Raw genomic sequence first — 17,880 nt, 5'->3', positions numbered from 1 at the left:
TTGTATCACGTCACATTAGCGTGTGCCCACTTTAGAGCGGGATTCCAAAATTTATCGGCGGACAGATTAGCAAAAACACTGGATATTTATTCAGTTTATTTTTTGTGCCATAATGGACCGTTTCTGCTGGTCGTGCTGGCAAGGCATGGCGAGTGTTGTTCAATCCGGGAAAGGTGAATGGATAAGATCGAAGTCCGCGGTGCTCGCACCCATAATTTGAAGAACATCAACCTGATCATCCCTCGCGATAAGCTCATTGTGGTTACCGGTCTGTCAGGTTCCGGTAAGTCTTCGCTGGCGTTTGATACGCTGTATGCCGAAGGCCAGCGTCGCTATGTCGAGTCGCTTTCGGCCTATGCGCGCCAGTTTCTTTCATTAATGGAGAAACCGGACGTTGACCATATTGAAGGTCTTTCGCCCGCCATCTCCATTGAGCAGAAATCGACTTCGCATAACCCGCGTTCCACCGTCGGCACCATTACTGAAATTCATGACTATCTGCGCCTGCTGTTTGCACGCGTGGGTGAGCCGCGCTGTCCAGATCACGACGTTCCACTGGCGGCGCAAACCGTGAGCCAGATGGTTGATCAGGTGCTGTCGCAGGAAGAAGGCCGTCGTCTAATGCTGCTGGCGCCAGTGGTGAAAGATCGCAAAGGCGAACACACCAAAACGCTGGAAAACCTCGCCGCGCAAGGCTACATCCGTGCGCGTATCGATGGCGAAGTGTGCGATCTGTCGGATCCGCCGAAACTGGAGTTGCAGAAGAAACACACCATCGAAGTGGTGATTGACCGCTTCCGCGTGCGCGACGATCTGGCAACGCGTCTGGCCGAATCCTTCGAGACCACGCTGGAACTGAGCGGTGGCACGGCGATCGTCGCCGATATGGATGACACCAGCGCCGAAGAGATGCTGTTCTCAGCTAACTTTGCCTGCCCGATTTGTGGCTACAGCATGCGTGAACTCGAACCGCGCCTGTTCTCGTTCAACAATCCGGCCGGCGCCTGCCCGACCTGTGATGGACTGGGCGTGCAGCAATATTTCGATCCCGATCGTGTGGTGCAAAATCCCGAGCTCTCGCTGGCGGGCGGCGCCATTCGCGGCTGGGATCGCCGTAACTTCTACTACTTCCAGATGCTGCGCTCGCTGGCTGAGCATCTGCAATTCGATGTCGAAGCTCCGTTCAACAGCCTGAGCGACAACGCGCGCAATGTGATTCTGTACGGTTCCGGCAAAGAGAATATCGAATTCAAATACATCAACGATCGCGGTGACACTTCGGTGCGCCGCCATCCGTTTGAAGGCGTGCTGCACAACATGGAGCGCCGTTATAAAGAGACGGAATCCAACGCGGTGCGTGAAGAGCTCGCGAAATTTATCAGCAACCGCGCCTGTGCCAGCTGTGAAGGTACGCGCCTGCGTCGTGAAGCGCGCCATGTTTTTGTCGAAGACACCAACCTGCCGACCATCTCAGAAATGAGCATTGGTCATGCGATGGATTTCTTCGCCAACATGAAGCTGAGCGGCCAGCGTGCGCAGATCGCGGAAAAAATCCTGAAGGAGATTGGCGATCGCCTGAGCTTCCTGGTGAACGTCGGCTTGAATTACCTGTCGATGTCGCGCTCGGCGGAAACGCTCTCCGGCGGTGAAGCGCAGCGTATTCGTCTGGCCAGCCAGATTGGTGCCGGTTTGGTTGGCGTGATGTACGTGCTGGATGAACCGTCCATCGGCCTGCATCAGCGCGATAACGAACGCCTGCTCGGCACGCTGATTCACCTGCGCGATCTCGGTAATACCGTGATTGTGGTGGAGCACGATGAAGATGCGATTCGTGCCGCTGACCACGTGATCGATATCGGTCCGGGCGCCGGCGTGCACGGTGGTCAGGTGGTTGCTGAAGGCGATGTGCACGCGATTATGGCGAATGAAAATTCCCTGACCGGCCAGTTCCTCAGCGGCAAACGTGAAATTGCGATCCCTAAACAGCGCGTCAAAGGCGATCCAGCCAAAGTGCTGAAACTCACCGGTGCGCGCGGTAACAACCTCAAAGATGTCACGCTGACGATTCCGGTCGGCTTGTTTACCTGCATCACCGGCGTGTCCGGCTCGGGTAAATCAACTCTGATCAACGATACGCTGTTCCCGATTGCGCAGCGCCAGCTCAATGGCGCTACCACCATCGAAGCCGCGCCGTATCGTGAGATCGCCGGTCTCGAGCATTTCGATAAAGTGATCGATATCGATCAAAGCCCAATTGGCCGTACGCCGCGCTCCAATCCCGCGACCTATACCGGCATTTTCACGCCGGTACGTGAGCTATTCGCCGGTGTACCGGAAGCGCGTTCACGCGGCTACAATCCGGGCCGCTTCAGCTTCAACGTGCGCGGCGGACGCTGCGAAGCCTGTCAGGGCGATGGCGTGATCAAGGTAGAAATGCACTTTCTGCCGGACATCTACGTGCCGTGCGATCAGTGCAAAGGCAAACGCTATAACCGCGAAACGCTGGAGATCAAATACAAAGGCAAGAGCATCCACGAAGTGCTGGATATGACCATCGAAGAAGCGCGCGAGTTCTTTGATGCGGTGCCGGCGCTGGCGCGTAAGCTGCAAACGCTGATCGATGTTGGCCTGTCGTACATCCGCCTCGGTCAGTCGGCGACCACGCTCTCGGGCGGTGAAGCGCAGCGCGTTAAGCTGGCGCGTGAGCTGTCTAAACGTGGCACCGGCCAGACGCTCTATATCCTTGATGAGCCGACCACCGGTCTGCACTTTGCGGATATTCAGCAACTGCTGGAAGTGCTGCATCAGCTACGCGATCAGGGCAACACCATCGTGGTGATTGAGCACAACCTCGACGTGGTGAAAACCGCAGACTGGATTGTCGATCTTGGCCCGGAAGGCGGCAGCGGCGGCGGTGAAATCCTGGTATCCGGTACGCCAGAAACGGTGGCGGAGTGTGAAAAATCACACACGGCGCGTTTCCTTAAGCCAATGTTGAAGAAGTAATTTTCGCCCAGGCCCGCCATTGCGGGCCTGATTTTTTTCTGCCGAATTCCGCAACGAAATGCAGGAACAGGCAAGAATCAGACAACTTCAGGCATATACGCATTCCATCCTGCTGACTATCCTTACAGCGTTCCTTTTGGCGTAACTCACGCGCCTTTTATCCCTTACGGGATCCCGCATAAAACTCACGACACATCCTACTGGAGACACCATGAATATTACGCATGCCTATGCCGCACAGGACGCGAAAGCAAAACTCGCCCCGTTCGACTTTAAGCCACGCGAACTGCGCGCTCATGATGTGCAGATTGAAGTGTTGTACTGCGGCGTCTGCCACTCTGACCTGCATACCGCGCGCAACGAATGGCGCAACACCATTTTCCCTGTAGTGCCGGGCCATGAAATTGTGGGTCGCGTCACTGCCGTTGGCGCGCACACTCACCACTACAAAGTGGGTGATTTGGTCGGCGTTGGTTGTATGGTTGATTCCTGCCGCAGCTGTCCAAGCTGTCAGGAAGGGCTGGAGCAGTATTGCGAAAATGGCTTTGTTGGCACCTACAACGGCGAAGATCGCGAAACCAAAGCCATCACCTACGGCGGTTACTCCACCAGCATGGTGGTAGATGAAAGCTTCGTGCTGCGCGTTCCAGAGAATCTCGATCTGGCGGGCGTTGCGCCGCTGCTGTGTGCTGGTATCACCACTTACTCGCCACTGCGTCACTGGAATGTCGGTCCGGGTAAAAAAGTTGGTATCGTTGGTTTGGGCGGCCTTGGTCACATGGGCGTGAAACTGGCTCATGCGATGGGCGCACATGTGGTGCTGTTCACCACGTCACCGTCAAAAATTGAAGATGGTAAACGCCTCGGCGCTGATGAAGTGGTGATTTCAAAAGATGCCGATCAAATGGCAGCGCACACCAACAGCTTTGACTTCATCCTGAACACCGTTGCGGCACAGCACGATCTCAACCCGTTCATCGCCCTGCTAAAGCGTGATGGCAACATGACGCTGGTCGGCGCACCGGAGCACGATCACCCGGCACCGCAGGTCTTCAACCTGATCTTCAAACGTCGCAGCATCGCCGGTTCACTGATTGGCGGCATCGCGGAAACCCAGGAGATGCTGGATTTCTGCGGCGAGCACGGTATCACTTCAGATATCGAACTGATCGCGATGAATCAAATCAACGAAGCCTACGAACGTATGCTGAAAAGCGACGTGAAATACCGCTTCGTGATTGATATCAATACCCTGCGCGAGGAGTCTGCGGCTTAATTCGCCTTAGTGGTCATCATGGTTGACGCCCGCTTCACGCGTGGCGTCAGCCTGTTGCCAGGAAGCATCCACCAGATAGTAAATCTGCGAATCCTTCAGCGAACCGTCCAGCCACAACGTGCTCCAGTGCGACTTGTTTAAGTGCTCGCTGGGAAACACATCGTTATGCTCCTCACGTAATAATTCCGCCAGTGCGGGCGTTGCTTTCAGCGACAAAGCCGGACGCCCTTTGACCTCATAAAGCATGGCAAACAGCACGCCTTCACTTTTAATCTGCGTCGCCTGCCAGCACTCTTTAAAGCTTTGCTCCGCGCCCGGCTTGCTCATGCAGTACGTCAGTAAATCCGATGTGTTCATGTTTTATTCCCCTTGTAAGGTCGCCACGATACGCCGCGCACCGCCCTGCACCCGATGTTCACCCAACCAGATTCCCTGCCATGTGCCTAACATCAGGCGACCACGGTTGACCGGAATCAGGAGCGAAACGCCGAGTAGCGACGATTTGATGTGTGCAGGCATGTCGTCGGCCCCTTCGTAGTCGTGCTGATAAGGCGCACTTTCCGGAACATGGCGTAAGAAATGCTGCTCCATATCGCTGCGCACAGTGGGATCGCAATTCTCATTTAGCGTTAGAGACGCCGATGTGTGTTGCAGCAGGAGATGCAATTGGCCGACGCGCACATCGGATAAGCCGTGAAGCTGGCCGACAATCTCGTCGGTAATCAGATGAAAGCCGCGCGCTTTAGCGCTAAGCGTAAGCGTTTGTTGATACCACATGCCAGAATCCTAAAAGTAATCACACCGTTTAAGTGTGCAGCATGTCGGCGAAAGGTAAACCCTGAAGAGAGGAAAAAGCGGCAGAGCGTGAACTCTGCCGCCTGAAGGTTAGTCGCTCAGCTTAGCGGCCATGGTTTTGATGCTGCCCACATCATCTTTGGTGATAGCAGCCAGACGCTCGCCGTACTCTTTATCGGCCTTGTAGAAATACGACAGCATAATGGCGCGGCTCTGCACATCCACACCTTTCAGCGCGCCGCCCAGAGAATTGATCAGATCGGTTTTCTCTTTGTCGTTAAAGGAACGATACAGATCGCCCGCCTGCTTAAAGTTCTGCGTTTTAGCGATCATCGCCTGCTGCGTAGTGCCGCTCAGCGGGCTGTGACTATAACGTGCGCTCTGCAGCTCTTCACGCGGATAGATACGGCTTGGCTGATAGTTGACGCCATGATCGTCAGCTTTACCGCTGTTCATCGCGCCATCCTGATTCCCGTTACTCACCGGCACGCGCGGCGCGTTGACCGGCAACGTCAGGCCATTAGCGCCCAAGCGGTGCATCTGGGTATCGGCGTAGGAGAACAAACGGCCCTGCAACAGGCGATCTTCTGATGGCTCAATGCCCGGCACCAGATTCGATGGCGCCATCGCGACCTGCTCGGTTTCCTGGAAGAAGTTATCCACGTTGCGGTTCAGTTCCATCTGCCCCACTTTCACTTCAGCGATACCCGGCCAGATTTTGGTGGCGTCCAGCGGGTTGAAATCGAATTTATCCAGATCGCTGGCTTTAATGGTTTGAATATAGAGATCCCACTTCGGGAAGGCTTTGTTGTTGATCGATGCCACTAAATCTTCGGTCATGTGGCTGAAGGTGCCGCTTTGAATTGCCGCCACTTCGCCTGGATCGAGGTTCTTCTCGCCCTGCAGAGTTTTCCAGTGGAATTTCACATAGTGGACTTCGCCTTTTGCGTTGACGAACTTATAGGCGTGCACGCTGTTGCCATCCATCTGACGATAGTTTGCTGGCGTACCCATGTTGGAGAACAGCATGGTCAGGCCGTGCGTGGCTTCTGGAACATGTGAGAAGAAATCAAAGGTGCGAGCGTCATTGCCAAGGTTGGTACGTGGATCAGGCTTAAACGCGTGCACCATGTCCGGGAATTTAATCGCGTCGCGGATGAAGAACACCGGCAGGTTATTGCCGACTAAATCCCAGTTGCCCTGACTAGTGTAAAACTTGGTGGCAAAACCGCGCGGATCGCGCAGCGTTTCCGGAGAATGTTTGCTGTGCACTACGGAGGAGAAGCGCACAAATACCGGCGTCACGCTGCCCGGTTTGAACACTTCGGCAATGGTTAAGTCACTGATGTCCTTGCTGGCGCGGAACTCGCCGTGTGCGCCGGTACCGCGTGCGTGAACCACGCGCTCTGGAATGCGTTCGCGGTCGAAGCGTTGCAGCTTCTGGATCAGCTGTACGTCCTGCAGCAGCACCGCACCATGCTCGCCTGCGGTTTGAGAATTCTGGTTATCACCCACTGGTGCGCCGTTATCACGCGTGAGTTCGGTGCTATAAGCCGGAACAGAGAAAGCTAACGCAAGTGCAATAGCCGTAGGTTTGATGAGGTAAGAACGGGTTTTAAGGGTCATGAGCATGCTTCCTTGTGCATAAAATTCGCGATTATGATGTCGCGCTCAGCCATTTTTAGGCTGGACAATCTTTACATTCAAGGAGTTAAGTCCTAACAAGACCAGTCTCGATTATCCTTAACAAATAAGTTAAAAAAAAACCGCCAGCTTGCGCCGACGGTTTTTTAATCATCAAATCATGGTTTACATTACTGCGGCAAACGCCTCAGCAACCTGGTTGACGTTACGGCTGTTCAGGCCGGCAACGCACATGCGGCCGCTGGCAATCAGGTAGACGCCGAACTCATCGCGCAGACGATCAACCTGCTGCGCGCTCAGACCGGTGTAGCTGAACATACCGCGCTGCTTCAGCAGGTAATCAAAGTTTTGACCCGGCAGCTTGGTGCTCAACACATTCACCAGCGCCTGGCGCATTTCGATAATGCGCAGACGCATCGCTTCCACTTCTGCCAGCCAGTTATTCAGCAGCGCTTCGTCGTTCAGCACGCAGGAAACCACCTGCGCACCAAAGTTTGGCGGGCTGGAGTAGTTGCGGCGCACGGTCGCTTTCAGCTGACCCAGCACACGCGCAGACTCTTCCGCGCTGTCGCAGACAATGGACAAGCCGCCAACACGCTCGCCGTACAGCGAAAAGATCTTGGAGAACGAGTTGCTCACCAGCGCTGGCAAGCCGGCAGCCGCAATGGCGCGAATCGCATAAGCATCCGCTTCCATGCCCGCGCCAAAGCCCTGATAAGCGATATCGAGGAACGGAATCAGCTCCTGCGCTTTCAGCACTTCGGTAGTCTCGTCCCACTGCGCGTTGGTCAGATCGGCGCCGGTTGGGTTGTGGCAGCACGGATGCAGCAGCACGATGGATTGTTTCGGCAAGGTTTTCAGCTTGGCGATGAACGCATCAAACTTCACGCCGTTGGTTTCTGCGTCGTACCACGGATAAGTCTCTACATCAAAGCCCGCACCGTTGAAGATCGCGATATGGTTTTCCCACGTTGGATCGCTCACCCACACGTTTGAGGCTGGGAAATAACGCTTGAGGAAATCAGCACCGACTTTCAGCGCGCCTGAGCCACCTAAGGTCTGGATGGATGCAATATGGCCCGCTTGCAGCATCGGATGTTCTTTACCGAACAGCAGCGGTGCAATGGCGTTACGGTAAGCGTTCAGACCTTCCATCGGCAGATACAGCGACGCCTGATGCGGCTGCGCCTGCAGGTGCTCTTCTGCTGCGGCAACCGCCTGCAGCTGAGGAATGATGCCCGCTTCGTTGTAATAGAGACCGATGCTCAGGTTTACTTTGTTATCACGCGGATCTTGTTTGAAGGTTTCCATCAACGACAGAATCGGATCGCCGGCATAGGCATCAACGTTTTGAAACACGGTGCAGATCTCCATGATTGGTCATAAATAAGAGGTAAAGATGCGTCATCAAACCATGTAACGGCCGGGACGATGATTCATTGCGATGATGAGATTGAGGATCACCGCGCCCGCGATTGAAGCAAACAGCATCGGTAACGACACCACAAACAGTGACGCTAATACCACGCAGGTATCAACCGCCATTTGCAGTTTTCCGGCACGCAGACCGATGCGGTCCTGCAGCCAGAGCGCCAAAATATTGATGCCGCCGAGGCTGGCTTTGTGACGGAACAACACTATAAACCCAATGCCCATCACCACGTTACCGAACAGTGTCGCATAAAACGGATTTAGCGCAGAAAAATGCACAAACAGCGGATGCAAATGGGTGAACAGCGACACCAGTCCAACGGCGCAGAAGGTTTTCAGGGTAAATTCCCAGCCCATGCGGCGCACGGCCAGCCAGTAAAATGGCAGGTTGATCAGGAAGAAGGCGCTACCGAAGGAGAGCGGTGACAAATAGCTGATTAAGAAGGCAATACCCGCTGAACTGCCGGTCAGTGCGCCGGCCTGTTTCAGCATAATGACGCCGAAAGAGACCATCAGCGTGCCGAGCACGATTGCCAGCGCATCTTCAATCAGCGAATGGGGAACTTTGGTGGGTTGAACAACGTTATCCATGGGTTAATCTCATTGCAAATGATGCGGTTCAAATGCAAAAAACGCACCACATCGGCGACGTATGCGCGCCGCCGATGGGTGCCAGCGATTATCCAATTGATAACTAAGGCGCTTTATTGCAGGTTTTTGTGCATCAATTGAGACTCAAACCATCAACCCATGCACAAATCTGTTTTCTGGTGCGCGTTTTTTGCATTATTAAGGCAATAATTGCACCAGATTAGCACATCACGCACTTTTTTGGCGCGTTTTGTGCTGCGGGATCATCATCAAACCGTTCTCTTTTAAACGACTCAAAACCACGGACGTTTTCACGTGCGCCACGCTTTGATGGCCAGCCACTAGCTGGCTGATTAGCGCGCTCAGAGAAGCCAGATCGGCCACCGCTACTTTCAGCAGATAATCGGCATCGCCGGTGGTTTTAAAGGCATCGACGATGGCGGCTTCTTCCTCCACCATGCGATGGAAACTCTCTTCATAATCGGGCGTGTGGTTTTTCAATCGCACTTCAATTAATCCCACCATGCCAAGGCCCACCGCGTCGGGCGAGAGCCGTGCGTGATAGCCGAGAATGAGATTGGCCTGCTCAAGATTGATGCGGCGGCGTGAACATTGCGATGCCGAAAGTCCGACTAAATCACTGAGTTCCTGGTTGGTGAGGCGTCCGTTAGATTGTAATAATGTCAATATCTTAAGGTCGTGATCGTCTACCTGAGTCATTCTGTTTCCACAGCGAAATAAGGGGCGCTTTGGTACAGATAACCTGATTAAAGCCGGGGTTGTCCAACACTATTTTCTGATGACGTGAAATGCATGCACAAAACGTGCATGCATCCGGGTTGAAAGGGTTATTCGTCGTCGTATTGCGGGCCAGCGTAGTTATCAAAGCGCGACCATTGGCCATTAAAGGTCAAACGTACCGTACCGATCGGGCCGTTACGCTGCTTACCGAGGATGATCTCGGCGATGCCTTTAAGATCGCTGTTTTCGTGATACACCTCGTCACGATAGATGAACATGATCAAGTCGGCATCCTGCTCGATCGAGCCTGATTCACGCAGATCCGAGTTTACCGGACGCTTATCCGCACGTTGTTCCAGTGAGCGGTTCAGCTGCGACAGCGCCACCACCGGTACATTCAGCTCTTTCGCCAGCGCTTTGAGCGAGCGCGAGATCTCGGCGATCTCCAGCGTACGGTTGTCGGACAGCGCAGGCACGCGCATCAGCTGCAGGTAGTCGATCATGATCAGGCTCAACCCGCCGTTTTCGCGGAAAATGCGGCGCGCGCGTGAACGCACTTCAGTTGGCGTCAGGCCAGAAGAGTCATCGATAAACATGTTCTTCTTCTCAAGCAAAATCCCCATGGTGGCGGAAATGCGCGCCCAATCTTCATCTTCCAGCTGACCGGTACGAATACGCGTCTGATCCACGCGCGACAGCGACGCCAGCATACGCATCATCAGCTGTTCGCTGGGCATCTCCAGACTGAAAATCAGCACCGGCTTGTCCTGCAACATCGCGGCGTTTTCGCACAAATTCATGGCGAAGGTGGTTTTGCCCATTGAAGGACGCGCCGCGACGATAATCAGATCCGAGCCCTGTAAACCGGCGGTTTTTTTGTTCAAATCCTGATAGCCGGTATCGACGCCGGTAACGCCGTCGTGCGGCGTTGAGACCAGCGACTCAATACGCGAAACCGTGGCTTCGAGAATCTGCTCGATATTCTGCGGACCCTGATCTTTATTGGCGCGCTGTTCAGCAATTTTGAAAACGTTGGATTCGGCGAAGTCGAGCAGATCTTCACTGCTCCGTCCTTGCGGATCATAACCGGCATCGGCGATTTGGTTCGCCACCGAGATCATCTCGCGCACCACCGCACGTTCGCGCACGATATCGGCATAAGCCCCGATGTTCGCCGCACTTGGCGTATTTTTTGCCAGCTCGGCCAGATAGGCGAAGCCGCCGGCCATCTCTAATTCGCCCAGCGTTTCCAGTGATTCAGAGAGTGTAATCAGGTCGATCGGCTGGCCAGCTTCCAGCAAACGCTGCATTTCGGTGAAGATCATGCGGTGCGAGCGGTTGAAGAAATCATTGGCGACGACGCGTTCAGAAACGTTGTCCCAGCGCTGGTTATCCAGCATCAACCCACCGAGCACCGACTGCTCCGCTTCTATGGAATGCGGCGGCATTTTCACGCCTTCCAGCTGCCGATCGCGGGGTTCGTTCGATTTGTTGGTGGGTTTATTTCCTGCCATAGTGAATGCATTACCGATCGTGAAAGGGACGCGCAAGTATAACGTCCCAGGATGAACAATCACAGGAGTCAGAATGGCAAAGCGTATTCAGTTCAACCAACACGGCGGCCCAGATGTGCTGCAATGGGTCGATTTCGAATTAGCCGATCCCGCCGAGCACGAAGTGCAGGTGGAAAACAAGGCGATTGGCATTAACTACATTGATACCTACGTGCGCAGCGGTTTGTATCCGCAAAGCAGCTTCCCTTCCGGCCTGGGCACCGAAGCGGCCGGCGTGGTGAAGCGCGTCGGATCGGCGGTGACGCGTTTTAAGGCGGGCGACCGCGTGGTCTATTGCCAGGCCGCGCTCGGTGCGTATAGCGAAGTGCACAATGTGGCGGAGGAGCGCCTGGTAATCTTGCCGGACAGCATCTCCTTTGAGCAAGGCGCGGCCTCTTTCCTTAAAGGGTTAACCGTGCAGTATCTGCTGCGCCAAACCTATAAAGTGAAAGCCGATGAAATCTTCCTGTTCCATGCCGCAGCCGGTGGCGTGGGTTTGATCGCCTGCCAATGGGCCAAAGCGCTCGGCGCACATCTGATTGGCACGGTAGGTTCCGCAGAGAAAGCGAAGATAGCCAAAGATGCCGGTGCCTGGGCGACGATTAATTATCGTGAAGAGGATATTGCGAAGCGCGTCAGCGAATTGACCAACGGCGAGAAAGTGGCCGTAGTGTATGACTCGGTGGGAAAAGATACCTGGGAACCTTCGCTGGATAGCCTGCGTCGCCATGGATTAATGGTCAGCTTTGGTAATGCATCGGGTCCGGTAACCGGCGTTGATCTTGGCATTCTCAATAAGAAAGGCTCGCTGTTCGTCACTCGTCCTTCGCTGTTCGGCTACATCACCAATCGTGCAGAACTGGATGCCGCCAGCAATGAATTGTTCTCATTGATCGCCAGCCGGGCAATTCAGCTTAATGTGCCAGAGCAGCAGAAATTTGCCTTGCGTGACGCGGTGCGCGCGCATCAGGTGCTGGAGAGCCGCGCAACTCAGGGTTCCAGCCTGTTGATTCCCTGATCGCTAAATGCAAACGGGGCTTCCCGTAGGAAGCCCCTTTTTCTTTCTTTTTTATAGTTCGCGCTGGTGTAGGGACAGCGGCGATGAATTCGTTTGAAACAACGCCAATCATCCTGACAGAAAACATAAGTAAAAAATATGTTTAAATGCGGAATTATTCTAAGCAATTTCCGAGTCTGTGATCCTCACCGCAATTAACGCCAATCCCTTCTATCTAAGTCACTGATTTTTCTTTTCAGCCTGCGCAATTTTGCCTCACCTGAAGGCGTGGTAAATGCGCGATAAAGCCATACAACAGCAACGGCCAGCACCAGCCATGGCAACACTTTGATAACAATTGCCAGCAATCCGCCAAAGAACATCAAAGCGGTCGCCACCACCAATGCCGCAATCACGCCCAGCAATGAAACGCCGGTGAACAGCAGCATCAGAAAAAAGCCGATAACAAATAGAATTTCCACGAAGGCTCTCCTGTGTAAGTAACATCAGGAACATTACAAGATGCGTGCCAACTTATAAACTTGGTTAACTGTTTGAATATGTTGGATAAGGTATGAGTGAAGGCTTGAAAGGATGATGAAAAAAACTAATTTATGGCGCAGAAAAAACCATCCTGCTGGCCTTGATGTGCGCATGAATGCGCACCCTACAAAAGCCGGAACGCTCCGGCTTGCCTGACGATAATTACATCACTTCCTGCGGGATCTTATCCGCTACCAACGCTAACGCCGCTTCCAGCACGCGCACATCGGCGCCGGGTTTATGGGCGTTTTCACTTAAATAGCGACGCCACTGGCGAGCACCGGGAATGCCCTGGAACAGGCCAAGCATATGGCGCGTAACATGGCCGAGGTACATGCCTTTGGATAATTCAGCTTCAATGTACGGATACATTGAGCGCACCACTGCCACCGGATCGACACGCGGCGTATCGCGGCCAAACAGTTCGCGGTCAATCTGCGCCAGAATACCCGGATTCTGATAGGCTTCGCGCCCCATCATCACGCCATCCATATGCTGCAGATGCAGTTTAGCTTCTTCCAGGGTTTTGATGCCGCCATTAATCGCCATGGTCAACGCCGGGAAGTCGCGCTTCAATTGGTATACGCGTGGATAATCGAGCGGCGGGATCTCGCGATTCTCTTTCGGACTCAAACCGGAAAGCCAGGCTTTGCGCGCGTGGATAATAAAGGTATCGCAGCCGCCCTGTTGCGCCACGGTGCCAATAAAATCACACAGGAATTCGTAGCTGTCCTGCTCATCAATGCCGATACGGGTTTTCACCGTCACCGGAATGCTCACCACATCGCGCATCGCTTTAATGCAGTCGGCAACCAGCGCCGCATCGCCCATCAGGCAAGCTCCAAAACGGCCATTCTGTACGCGATCGGATGGACAACCCACGTTGAGGTTGATCTCATCATAGCCACGCTCTTCTGCCAGCTTTGCGCACTGCGCCAGCGCGGCGGGATCGCTACCACCCAACTGCAGCGCCAGCGGATGCTCTTCCTCGCTGTAAGCCAGATAGTCGCCTTTACCGTGGATGATCGCGCCGGTCGTCACCATTTCGGTGTACAGCAGCGTGTCGCCGCTCAGCTGACGGTGGAAATAACGACAGTGACGATCGGTCCAGTCGAGCATTGGGGCGATGGAAAAACGTTGCGAGGAGAAAGTATCGGTCATGAAACGCAGTAAATCCGCAGTAAGTTAAGTGATGAGAAACTGCGCAATCATATCACAGCAAAACGGGCGGCACAGCCGCCCGTTATCAGACGGGTAATTAGAAGTTAAATCCGAGCTGCAGCATCGCACCCACGGTATTGTCTTTACCCACAGAACCGGCCAGATCGAGATGAACGGTATTGTTGAACGGTGACACACCCAAACCGGCGGTGAACACGTCGGTATCGTTCGACTTCAGATCGGCACGATAACCGGCGCGCAGCGCCAGCCAATCCAGCACACGATACTCCGCACCTACGCCAGCATACTGGCTGCTGTCTTCCGATTTGAAGCGCTTGGTTTCAGTCAGATCAACATCACCGGCCAGCGTGAACGGCCCGTTATTCCAGGAAAGTCCGGTCGTAACCAGTGGACGTATTTGGTAAGTATCGCGGTAGCCGTTCACCTCTTTGGTGTCGATATCGCGCGAGATCAGGTTTTGCCCGGTCACACCGAAGGTCCAGTTCTCACCGAAATCCGTTGCAACGCCAGCATCCATGTTGAAACCGGTATCGCTGCTGCGATAGCGGCTGTTGTTGATATCGCTCTTGTCGTAGTTGTAGATACTCGCGGTGTAATTATACAGCCAGGTTTTCTGCAGCTTTGGCGTCACGCCGACAGAAACCGGATGGCCAGCAATCGAGAACTCATGCGCGACTGACACACCATAATCGGTGACCAGAGCCGCCAAGCCATTGGCGCTAGAGCGCAAGTTATCTTCATCACCTGGAACAGGAATTCTTGACCCATCGGCAACAGCGCGCAGGTAGGCAATATCGCTATCCGCTACGTTGGCGCGCACGTGCGCAGTACCGTACGCCTTAGTGATAAAGGCAAAAGGTAAGGTTTCATTTGGAACGGTGACGGCCAGGGCTACGCCCGCCGTTGCGTTGGCTTTATTGCCGCGCAGATCGCTGAGCTGGTTAGCCATATCGCCCGCGGCAGCCTTCAACTGCGGGTAACCATTGAGGTAATCGGCAAAGGTCAGGTTATCGATTACGTCCTGATAACGATCAACGGTATCAGTGATGTCATCGACGCGATCGATCAATTTGTCTTTATCAGTAACCTGTGCACCGGCTGAAGGAAAAATGATGCTGACGTTATCTTCAGGTTGCGCTTTGGTCATCAATGCTGGGTTAGCCAGCACTGCGGAACTCCAGGTGGAAGAGGCTACGCCGGTACCGCCCATTGCGTCGTTACGCGCGTCATACCATGTACCTGCTGCCAGAGCTGAGGAAGAAAGAAAAACTGCATTCAAACCAACAAGATAAGCTACTTTTTTGTGCCTGAATATTGTCTTCACCATGAGCCTGCCATCACCTTTGAAATGTCGCTGAATCACTCACCGACTGAAAGTTTAGTTAGCCGCTATTCTGAACCCTGGCTAACGCTTCATTGCTGTGAATTAAAAGGAAATAGCACTGCTATTCGCAGAATTGGATGCGTAAGCACCATTCCGCTGTGTTTTTATGCAGAAAAATTAACAGTGAGTAAATTGATACCAGAAATTACTTAAGACCTTTTGAACCATAGACGCTAACCCGGTGAGTTGCAAAGCAAAATCCATGCAGCCGTTGCGCTGCCTGGCGGTACGCATTTTTCAGGAATGTTGATTGCAACAAAATTGATCGGAAAACAGGAAGGGTAATCGATTGATTGGTGGGAATTTTCTGTAGGAATTTAAGTAAAATAAGCAATCACAGCAGCGTAAAAATTTGTGTGATAAAATAACATCACCTGCAACCCGGAGAATGCCTATGTCAAACCTCACGCCAGAACAACTTCTTACCCAGGCTGAATCACTTTGCCTTGATCGCGGCGTGCGCCTCACCACTCAGCGCGCGGAAGTGCTGCGCTTGATGGCAGAGCAGAATGGTTCGATAAGCGCTTACGATTTGCTGGATCAGCTGCGTGTCAGTGAACCGCAAGCTAAACCGCCCACCATTTATCGCGCGCTGGATTTCCTGCTAGAACAGGGATTTATTCATCGCGTTGAGTCGAATAACAGTTATGTGGTTTGTCATCATTTTGATGAGCCGGCACATACTTCAGTGATGTTGGTGTGTGACGGTTGCGCGGCAGTGACTGAAAAACATGCTCATGGTGTGGAAAAGACCATTGCTTCGTTAGCGGATCAGGCGGGATTTTCTCTGCGTCATACTGTAATTGAGGCGCATGGCCTGTGTGAGAACTGCGCAGAAGTGGCAGCTTGCACGCATCATGAAAGTTGCGAGCATGACCATCAGGTTGAGGGGAAAAAACGGGTAAGAAAATAGAGAGGCACATCCTTGTGCCGGGCCAATCACTACGCTAAATGATTGGCGGGTAGGAGCATATTCATTAAGGGGCGATTACCAGCGGTAATCTTTATTGGTGCTTTCCCAGTCCTTAACTTCTTGCTCGGCCTGGTCTTTCGCATAACCGTAGCGCTCCTGGATTTTACCGACCAACTGATCGCGTTTACCTTCGATCACCGTCATGTCGTCATCCGTAAGCTTGCCCCACTTCTCTTTAAATTTCCCTTTAAACTGCTTCCAGTTTCCGCTCGCTTCGTCTTTGTTCATAACAATCCTCCACTTCATCCTGAGTGAGATAGATACATCGCCTATCTATCTGGCGATATACCCACACAACGCGCTACTCATGTGCGCCGTATAAGGTAATTGTAGTAGCCGTTTCGCAGTTTGTAGAGAATTACAGATTAATCTGTAGGTTACGCTTCGCTTATTCAGGCGTTGAACCAGCTATCACGTTGCCAGTGACCGCGCCAGATCAGCCACAGCGTCAGTCCGCGTAGCGCCAGGAACACCGTCACTGCCAGCCATAAACCGTGATTGCTGAGCCACGGCAATGTGAGCAGCGATACACCGTAGCCGAGTGCCGCCATCACCATGCTGTTACGCATCTCACGGCCGCGCGTCGCGCCGATAAACATGCCATCCAGCAGATAACACCACACGCCAACCAGCGGCAGAATCACCTGCCAAATCAGATAGCGATCGGCCATCTCGCGTAGCGCTTCCAGTGACGTCAGCATCGCCACAATCTGCGGACCGGTGAACGCATAAATCAGCGCAAAGATTGCTGCAACGAAGCAAGCCTGACGACAAGCCGCATGCCAAATCAGCAACAGCCGACTGCGATCTTTGGCCCCAACCGCTTCACCCGAACAGGCTTCAACCGCGTAGGCAAATCCATCCAGCGCGTATGCGGTAAAAGTGAGGAACATCAACAGTACCGCATTGACCGCCACCACATCCGGGCCAATTCGAGCACCAAGGATGGTGAGTGAGGCGAAGCAAATTTGCAGCATTAAAGAGCGCAGCATAATGTCGCGATTGAGGCGGAATAGCCGCGCCGCATCGCCGCACCAGCTACTTTTAAGCAGAGTAAAGTGGATACCGCGCATTTTCAGCACGCGCGCTACCATCCACAAACCCACGCCCAGCGTGACATATTCTGCCAGCGCGGTAGCCGCCGCCGCGCCAGCCACACCCCAATGCAGTTTGAGGACGAACAGCAGATCAAGCAGGATATTCACCAGATTGCCGATGATCAGCAGCACCATCGGCGCCCGCGCATACTGCACGCCCAGCAGCCAGCCAAGAATAACCAAATTGGCTAAGGTTGCGGGCGCACTCAGCCAGCGAATCTCAATAAAGATTTTCGCCTGCTGCTGCACTTCCGGGCTGCCGCCCATTAAAGCTGCCGCCAGGCTGCTTACCGGCGTTCGCAACACCATAAACAGCACGCCAAAAACCAGCGCAATCAGCAGCGGTTGCGTTAAGGCGCGCGCCAGCGCGGTTTTGTCATTGGCGCCAAATGCCTGAGCGGTCAATCCGGTAGTGCTCATGCGCAGGAACAGCAGAAGCATAAAGATGAAGCTGGTCGCTGTTGTGCCCACGGCGACGCCCCCGAGATAAATCGGGCTATCGAGATGACCAATAACAGCGGTATCCACCACGCCCAGTAACGGGACGGTGATATTTGACAGAATCATCGGCAGCGCTAGCCGCCAGAGTGTTTTATCTGAAGAGGAAAACAGCTGCATCAGCCCATTCCGTTGTGTGCGGTAATCAGCGTAATGGCGCCAGCGTGAG

The 17,880-nt window shown here is 53.7% G+C and carries 16 protein-coding genes; 4 read left to right on the top strand and 12 right to left on the bottom strand.

What is annotated here, in order from left to right:
- Positions 1 to 177 precede the first annotated feature (177 nt).
- Positions 178 to 3,006 carry an excinuclease ABC subunit UvrA gene (uvrA, locus tag ACXIZX_RS01115; protein WP_008109963.1) on the top strand — a complete coding sequence of 943 codons (2,829 nt, stop codon included), beginning with the start codon at positions 178 to 180 and terminating at the stop codon, positions 3,004 to 3,006.
- A gap of 211 nt (positions 3,007 to 3,217) precedes the next feature.
- A complete protein-coding gene (locus ACXIZX_RS01110) occupies positions 3,218 to 4,282 on the top strand; it encodes an NAD(P)-dependent alcohol dehydrogenase (protein ID WP_179451826.1) in 1,065 nt (354 codons plus the stop codon).
- A gap of 6 nt (positions 4,283 to 4,288) precedes the next feature.
- Here ACXIZX_RS01110 and ACXIZX_RS01105 read toward each other — a convergent pair whose 3' ends face one another.
- The 7 genes from ACXIZX_RS01105 to dnaB form a co-directional block, all read right to left on the bottom strand.
- Positions 4,289 to 4,639 (bottom strand): MmcQ/YjbR family DNA-binding protein, encoded by a 351-nt coding sequence (locus ACXIZX_RS01105; RefSeq protein ID WP_008109961.1) that lies wholly within the window; start codon positions 4,637 to 4,639, stop codon positions 4,289 to 4,291.
- A gap of 3 nt (positions 4,640 to 4,642) precedes the next feature.
- On the bottom strand, positions 4,643 to 5,059 hold the full coding sequence (locus ACXIZX_RS01100) for a secondary thiamine-phosphate synthase enzyme YjbQ (protein WP_479403455.1): 417 nt from the start codon (positions 5,057 to 5,059) through the stop codon (positions 4,643 to 4,645).
- 108 nt (positions 5,060 to 5,167) lie between these two features.
- The gene (locus ACXIZX_RS01095; protein ID WP_258144369.1) at positions 5,168 to 6,703 is read right to left on the bottom strand and encodes a catalase; all 1,536 of its coding nucleotides are present in this window, start codon (positions 6,701 to 6,703) and stop codon (positions 5,168 to 5,170) included.
- A gap of 183 nt (positions 6,704 to 6,886) precedes the next feature.
- Positions 6,887 to 8,080, bottom strand: a complete 1,194-nt coding sequence (locus ACXIZX_RS01090; protein WP_179451825.1) for an amino acid aminotransferase — start codon at positions 8,078 to 8,080, stop codon at positions 6,887 to 6,889.
- Positions 8,081 to 8,128: 48 nt separating this feature from the next.
- Positions 8,129 to 8,743: a YitT family protein gene (locus ACXIZX_RS01085; RefSeq protein WP_008109953.1), complete on the bottom strand. Its 615-nt coding sequence runs from the start codon at positions 8,741 to 8,743 to the stop codon at positions 8,129 to 8,131.
- 228 nt (positions 8,744 to 8,971) lie between these two features.
- Entirely contained in the window at positions 8,972 to 9,463 is a 492-nt protein-coding gene (locus tag ACXIZX_RS01080; RefSeq protein WP_008109951.1) for an Lrp/AsnC family transcriptional regulator, read from the bottom strand.
- A gap of 128 nt (positions 9,464 to 9,591) precedes the next feature.
- Positions 9,592 to 10,998 (bottom strand): replicative DNA helicase, encoded by a 1,407-nt coding sequence (gene dnaB / locus ACXIZX_RS01075; protein WP_036649986.1) that lies wholly within the window; start codon positions 10,996 to 10,998, stop codon positions 9,592 to 9,594.
- Positions 10,999 to 11,071: 73 nt separating this feature from the next.
- On the opposite strand from dnaB, the gene ACXIZX_RS01070 reads away from it, so the two are divergent.
- Entirely contained in the window at positions 11,072 to 12,055 is a 984-nt protein-coding gene (locus tag ACXIZX_RS01070) for an NADPH:quinone reductase (protein WP_479403454.1), read from the top strand.
- A gap of 194 nt (positions 12,056 to 12,249) precedes the next feature.
- On the opposite strand, the gene pspG is transcribed toward ACXIZX_RS01070, so the two are convergent.
- The 3 genes from pspG to ACXIZX_RS01055 all read right to left on the bottom strand — a co-directional run bounded on the left by pspG (position 12,250) and on the right by ACXIZX_RS01055 (position 15,086).
- Positions 12,250 to 12,516 carry an envelope stress response protein PspG gene (gene pspG / locus ACXIZX_RS01065; protein ID WP_008109948.1) on the bottom strand — a complete coding sequence of 89 codons (267 nt, stop codon included), beginning with the start codon at positions 12,514 to 12,516 and terminating at the stop codon, positions 12,250 to 12,252.
- Positions 12,517 to 12,739: 223 nt separating this feature from the next.
- The gene (dusA, locus tag ACXIZX_RS01060; RefSeq protein WP_179451824.1) at positions 12,740 to 13,738 is read right to left on the bottom strand and encodes a tRNA dihydrouridine(20/20a) synthase DusA; all 999 of its coding nucleotides are present in this window, start codon (positions 13,736 to 13,738) and stop codon (positions 12,740 to 12,742) included.
- Positions 13,739 to 13,835: 97 nt separating this feature from the next.
- Positions 13,836 to 15,086, bottom strand: coding sequence for a conjugal transfer protein TraF (locus ACXIZX_RS01055; RefSeq protein ID WP_479403453.1), 1,251 nt, complete (start codon positions 15,084 to 15,086; stop codon positions 13,836 to 13,838).
- A 451-nt stretch (positions 15,087 to 15,537) separates the two neighbouring features.
- On the opposite strand from ACXIZX_RS01055, the gene zur reads away from it, so the two are divergent.
- Entirely contained in the window at positions 15,538 to 16,056 is a 519-nt protein-coding gene (gene zur / locus ACXIZX_RS01050; RefSeq protein WP_008109945.1) for a zinc uptake transcriptional repressor Zur, read from the top strand.
- 75 nt (positions 16,057 to 16,131) lie between these two features.
- On the opposite strand, the gene ACXIZX_RS01045 is transcribed toward zur, so the two are convergent.
- Together ACXIZX_RS01045 and dinF are read right to left on the bottom strand one after the other, a co-directional pair.
- Entirely contained in the window at positions 16,132 to 16,344 is a 213-nt protein-coding gene (locus tag ACXIZX_RS01045; protein WP_008109944.1) for a CsbD family protein, read from the bottom strand.
- A gap of 164 nt (positions 16,345 to 16,508) precedes the next feature.
- Positions 16,509 to 17,831 carry an MATE family efflux transporter DinF gene (gene dinF / locus ACXIZX_RS01040; RefSeq protein ID WP_479403452.1) on the bottom strand — a complete coding sequence of 441 codons (1,323 nt, stop codon included), beginning with the start codon at positions 17,829 to 17,831 and terminating at the stop codon, positions 16,509 to 16,511.
- Positions 17,832 to 17,880 lie beyond the last annotated feature (49 nt).

Source organism: Candidatus Pantoea symbiotica, from assembly GCF_056491525.1.
The sequence above is the reverse complement of the archived record's forward strand: the minus strand, read 5'-3'. Positions and strand labels throughout refer to the sequence as shown.

Bases quoted from the DNA above. Each gene is read 5' to 3' on its own strand.
- uvrA (WP_008109963.1), top strand. From the start codon at position 178: ATGGATAAGATCGAAGTCCGCGGTGCTCGCACCCATAATTTGAAGAAC.
- ACXIZX_RS01110 (WP_179451826.1), top strand. From the start codon at position 3,218: ATGAATATTACGCATGCCTATGCCGCACAGGACGCGAAAGCAAAACTC.
- ACXIZX_RS01105 (WP_008109961.1), bottom strand. From the start codon at position 4,639: ATGAACACATCGGATTTACTGACGTACTGCATGAGCAAGCCGGGCGCG.
- ACXIZX_RS01100 (WP_479403455.1), bottom strand. From the start codon at position 5,059: ATGTGGTATCAACAAACGCTTACGCTTAGCGCTAAAGCGCGCGGCTTT.
- ACXIZX_RS01095 (WP_258144369.1), bottom strand. From the start codon at position 6,703: ATGACCCTTAAAACCCGTTCTTACCTCATCAAACCTACGGCTATTGCA.
- ACXIZX_RS01085 (WP_008109953.1), bottom strand. From the start codon at position 8,743: ATGGATAACGTTGTTCAACCCACCAAAGTTCCCCATTCGCTGATTGAA.
- ACXIZX_RS01080 (WP_008109951.1), bottom strand. From the start codon at position 9,463: ATGACTCAGGTAGACGATCACGACCTTAAGATATTGACATTATTACAA.
- dnaB (WP_036649986.1), bottom strand. From the start codon at position 10,998: ATGGCAGGAAATAAACCCACCAACAAATCGAACGAACCCCGCGATCGG.
- ACXIZX_RS01070 (WP_479403454.1), top strand. From the start codon at position 11,072: ATGGCAAAGCGTATTCAGTTCAACCAACACGGCGGCCCAGATGTGCTG.
- dusA (WP_179451824.1), bottom strand. From the start codon at position 13,738: ATGACCGATACTTTCTCCTCGCAACGTTTTTCCATCGCCCCAATGCTC.
- ACXIZX_RS01055 (WP_479403453.1), bottom strand. From the start codon at position 15,086: ATGGTGAAGACAATATTCAGGCACAAAAAAGTAGCTTATCTTGTTGGT.
- zur (WP_008109945.1), top strand. From the start codon at position 15,538: ATGTCAAACCTCACGCCAGAACAACTTCTTACCCAGGCTGAATCACTT.
- ACXIZX_RS01045 (WP_008109944.1), bottom strand. From the start codon at position 16,344: ATGAACAAAGACGAAGCGAGCGGAAACTGGAAGCAGTTTAAAGGGAAA.
- dinF (WP_479403452.1), bottom strand. From the start codon at position 17,831: ATGCAGCTGTTTTCCTCTTCAGATAAAACACTCTGGCGGCTAGCGCTG.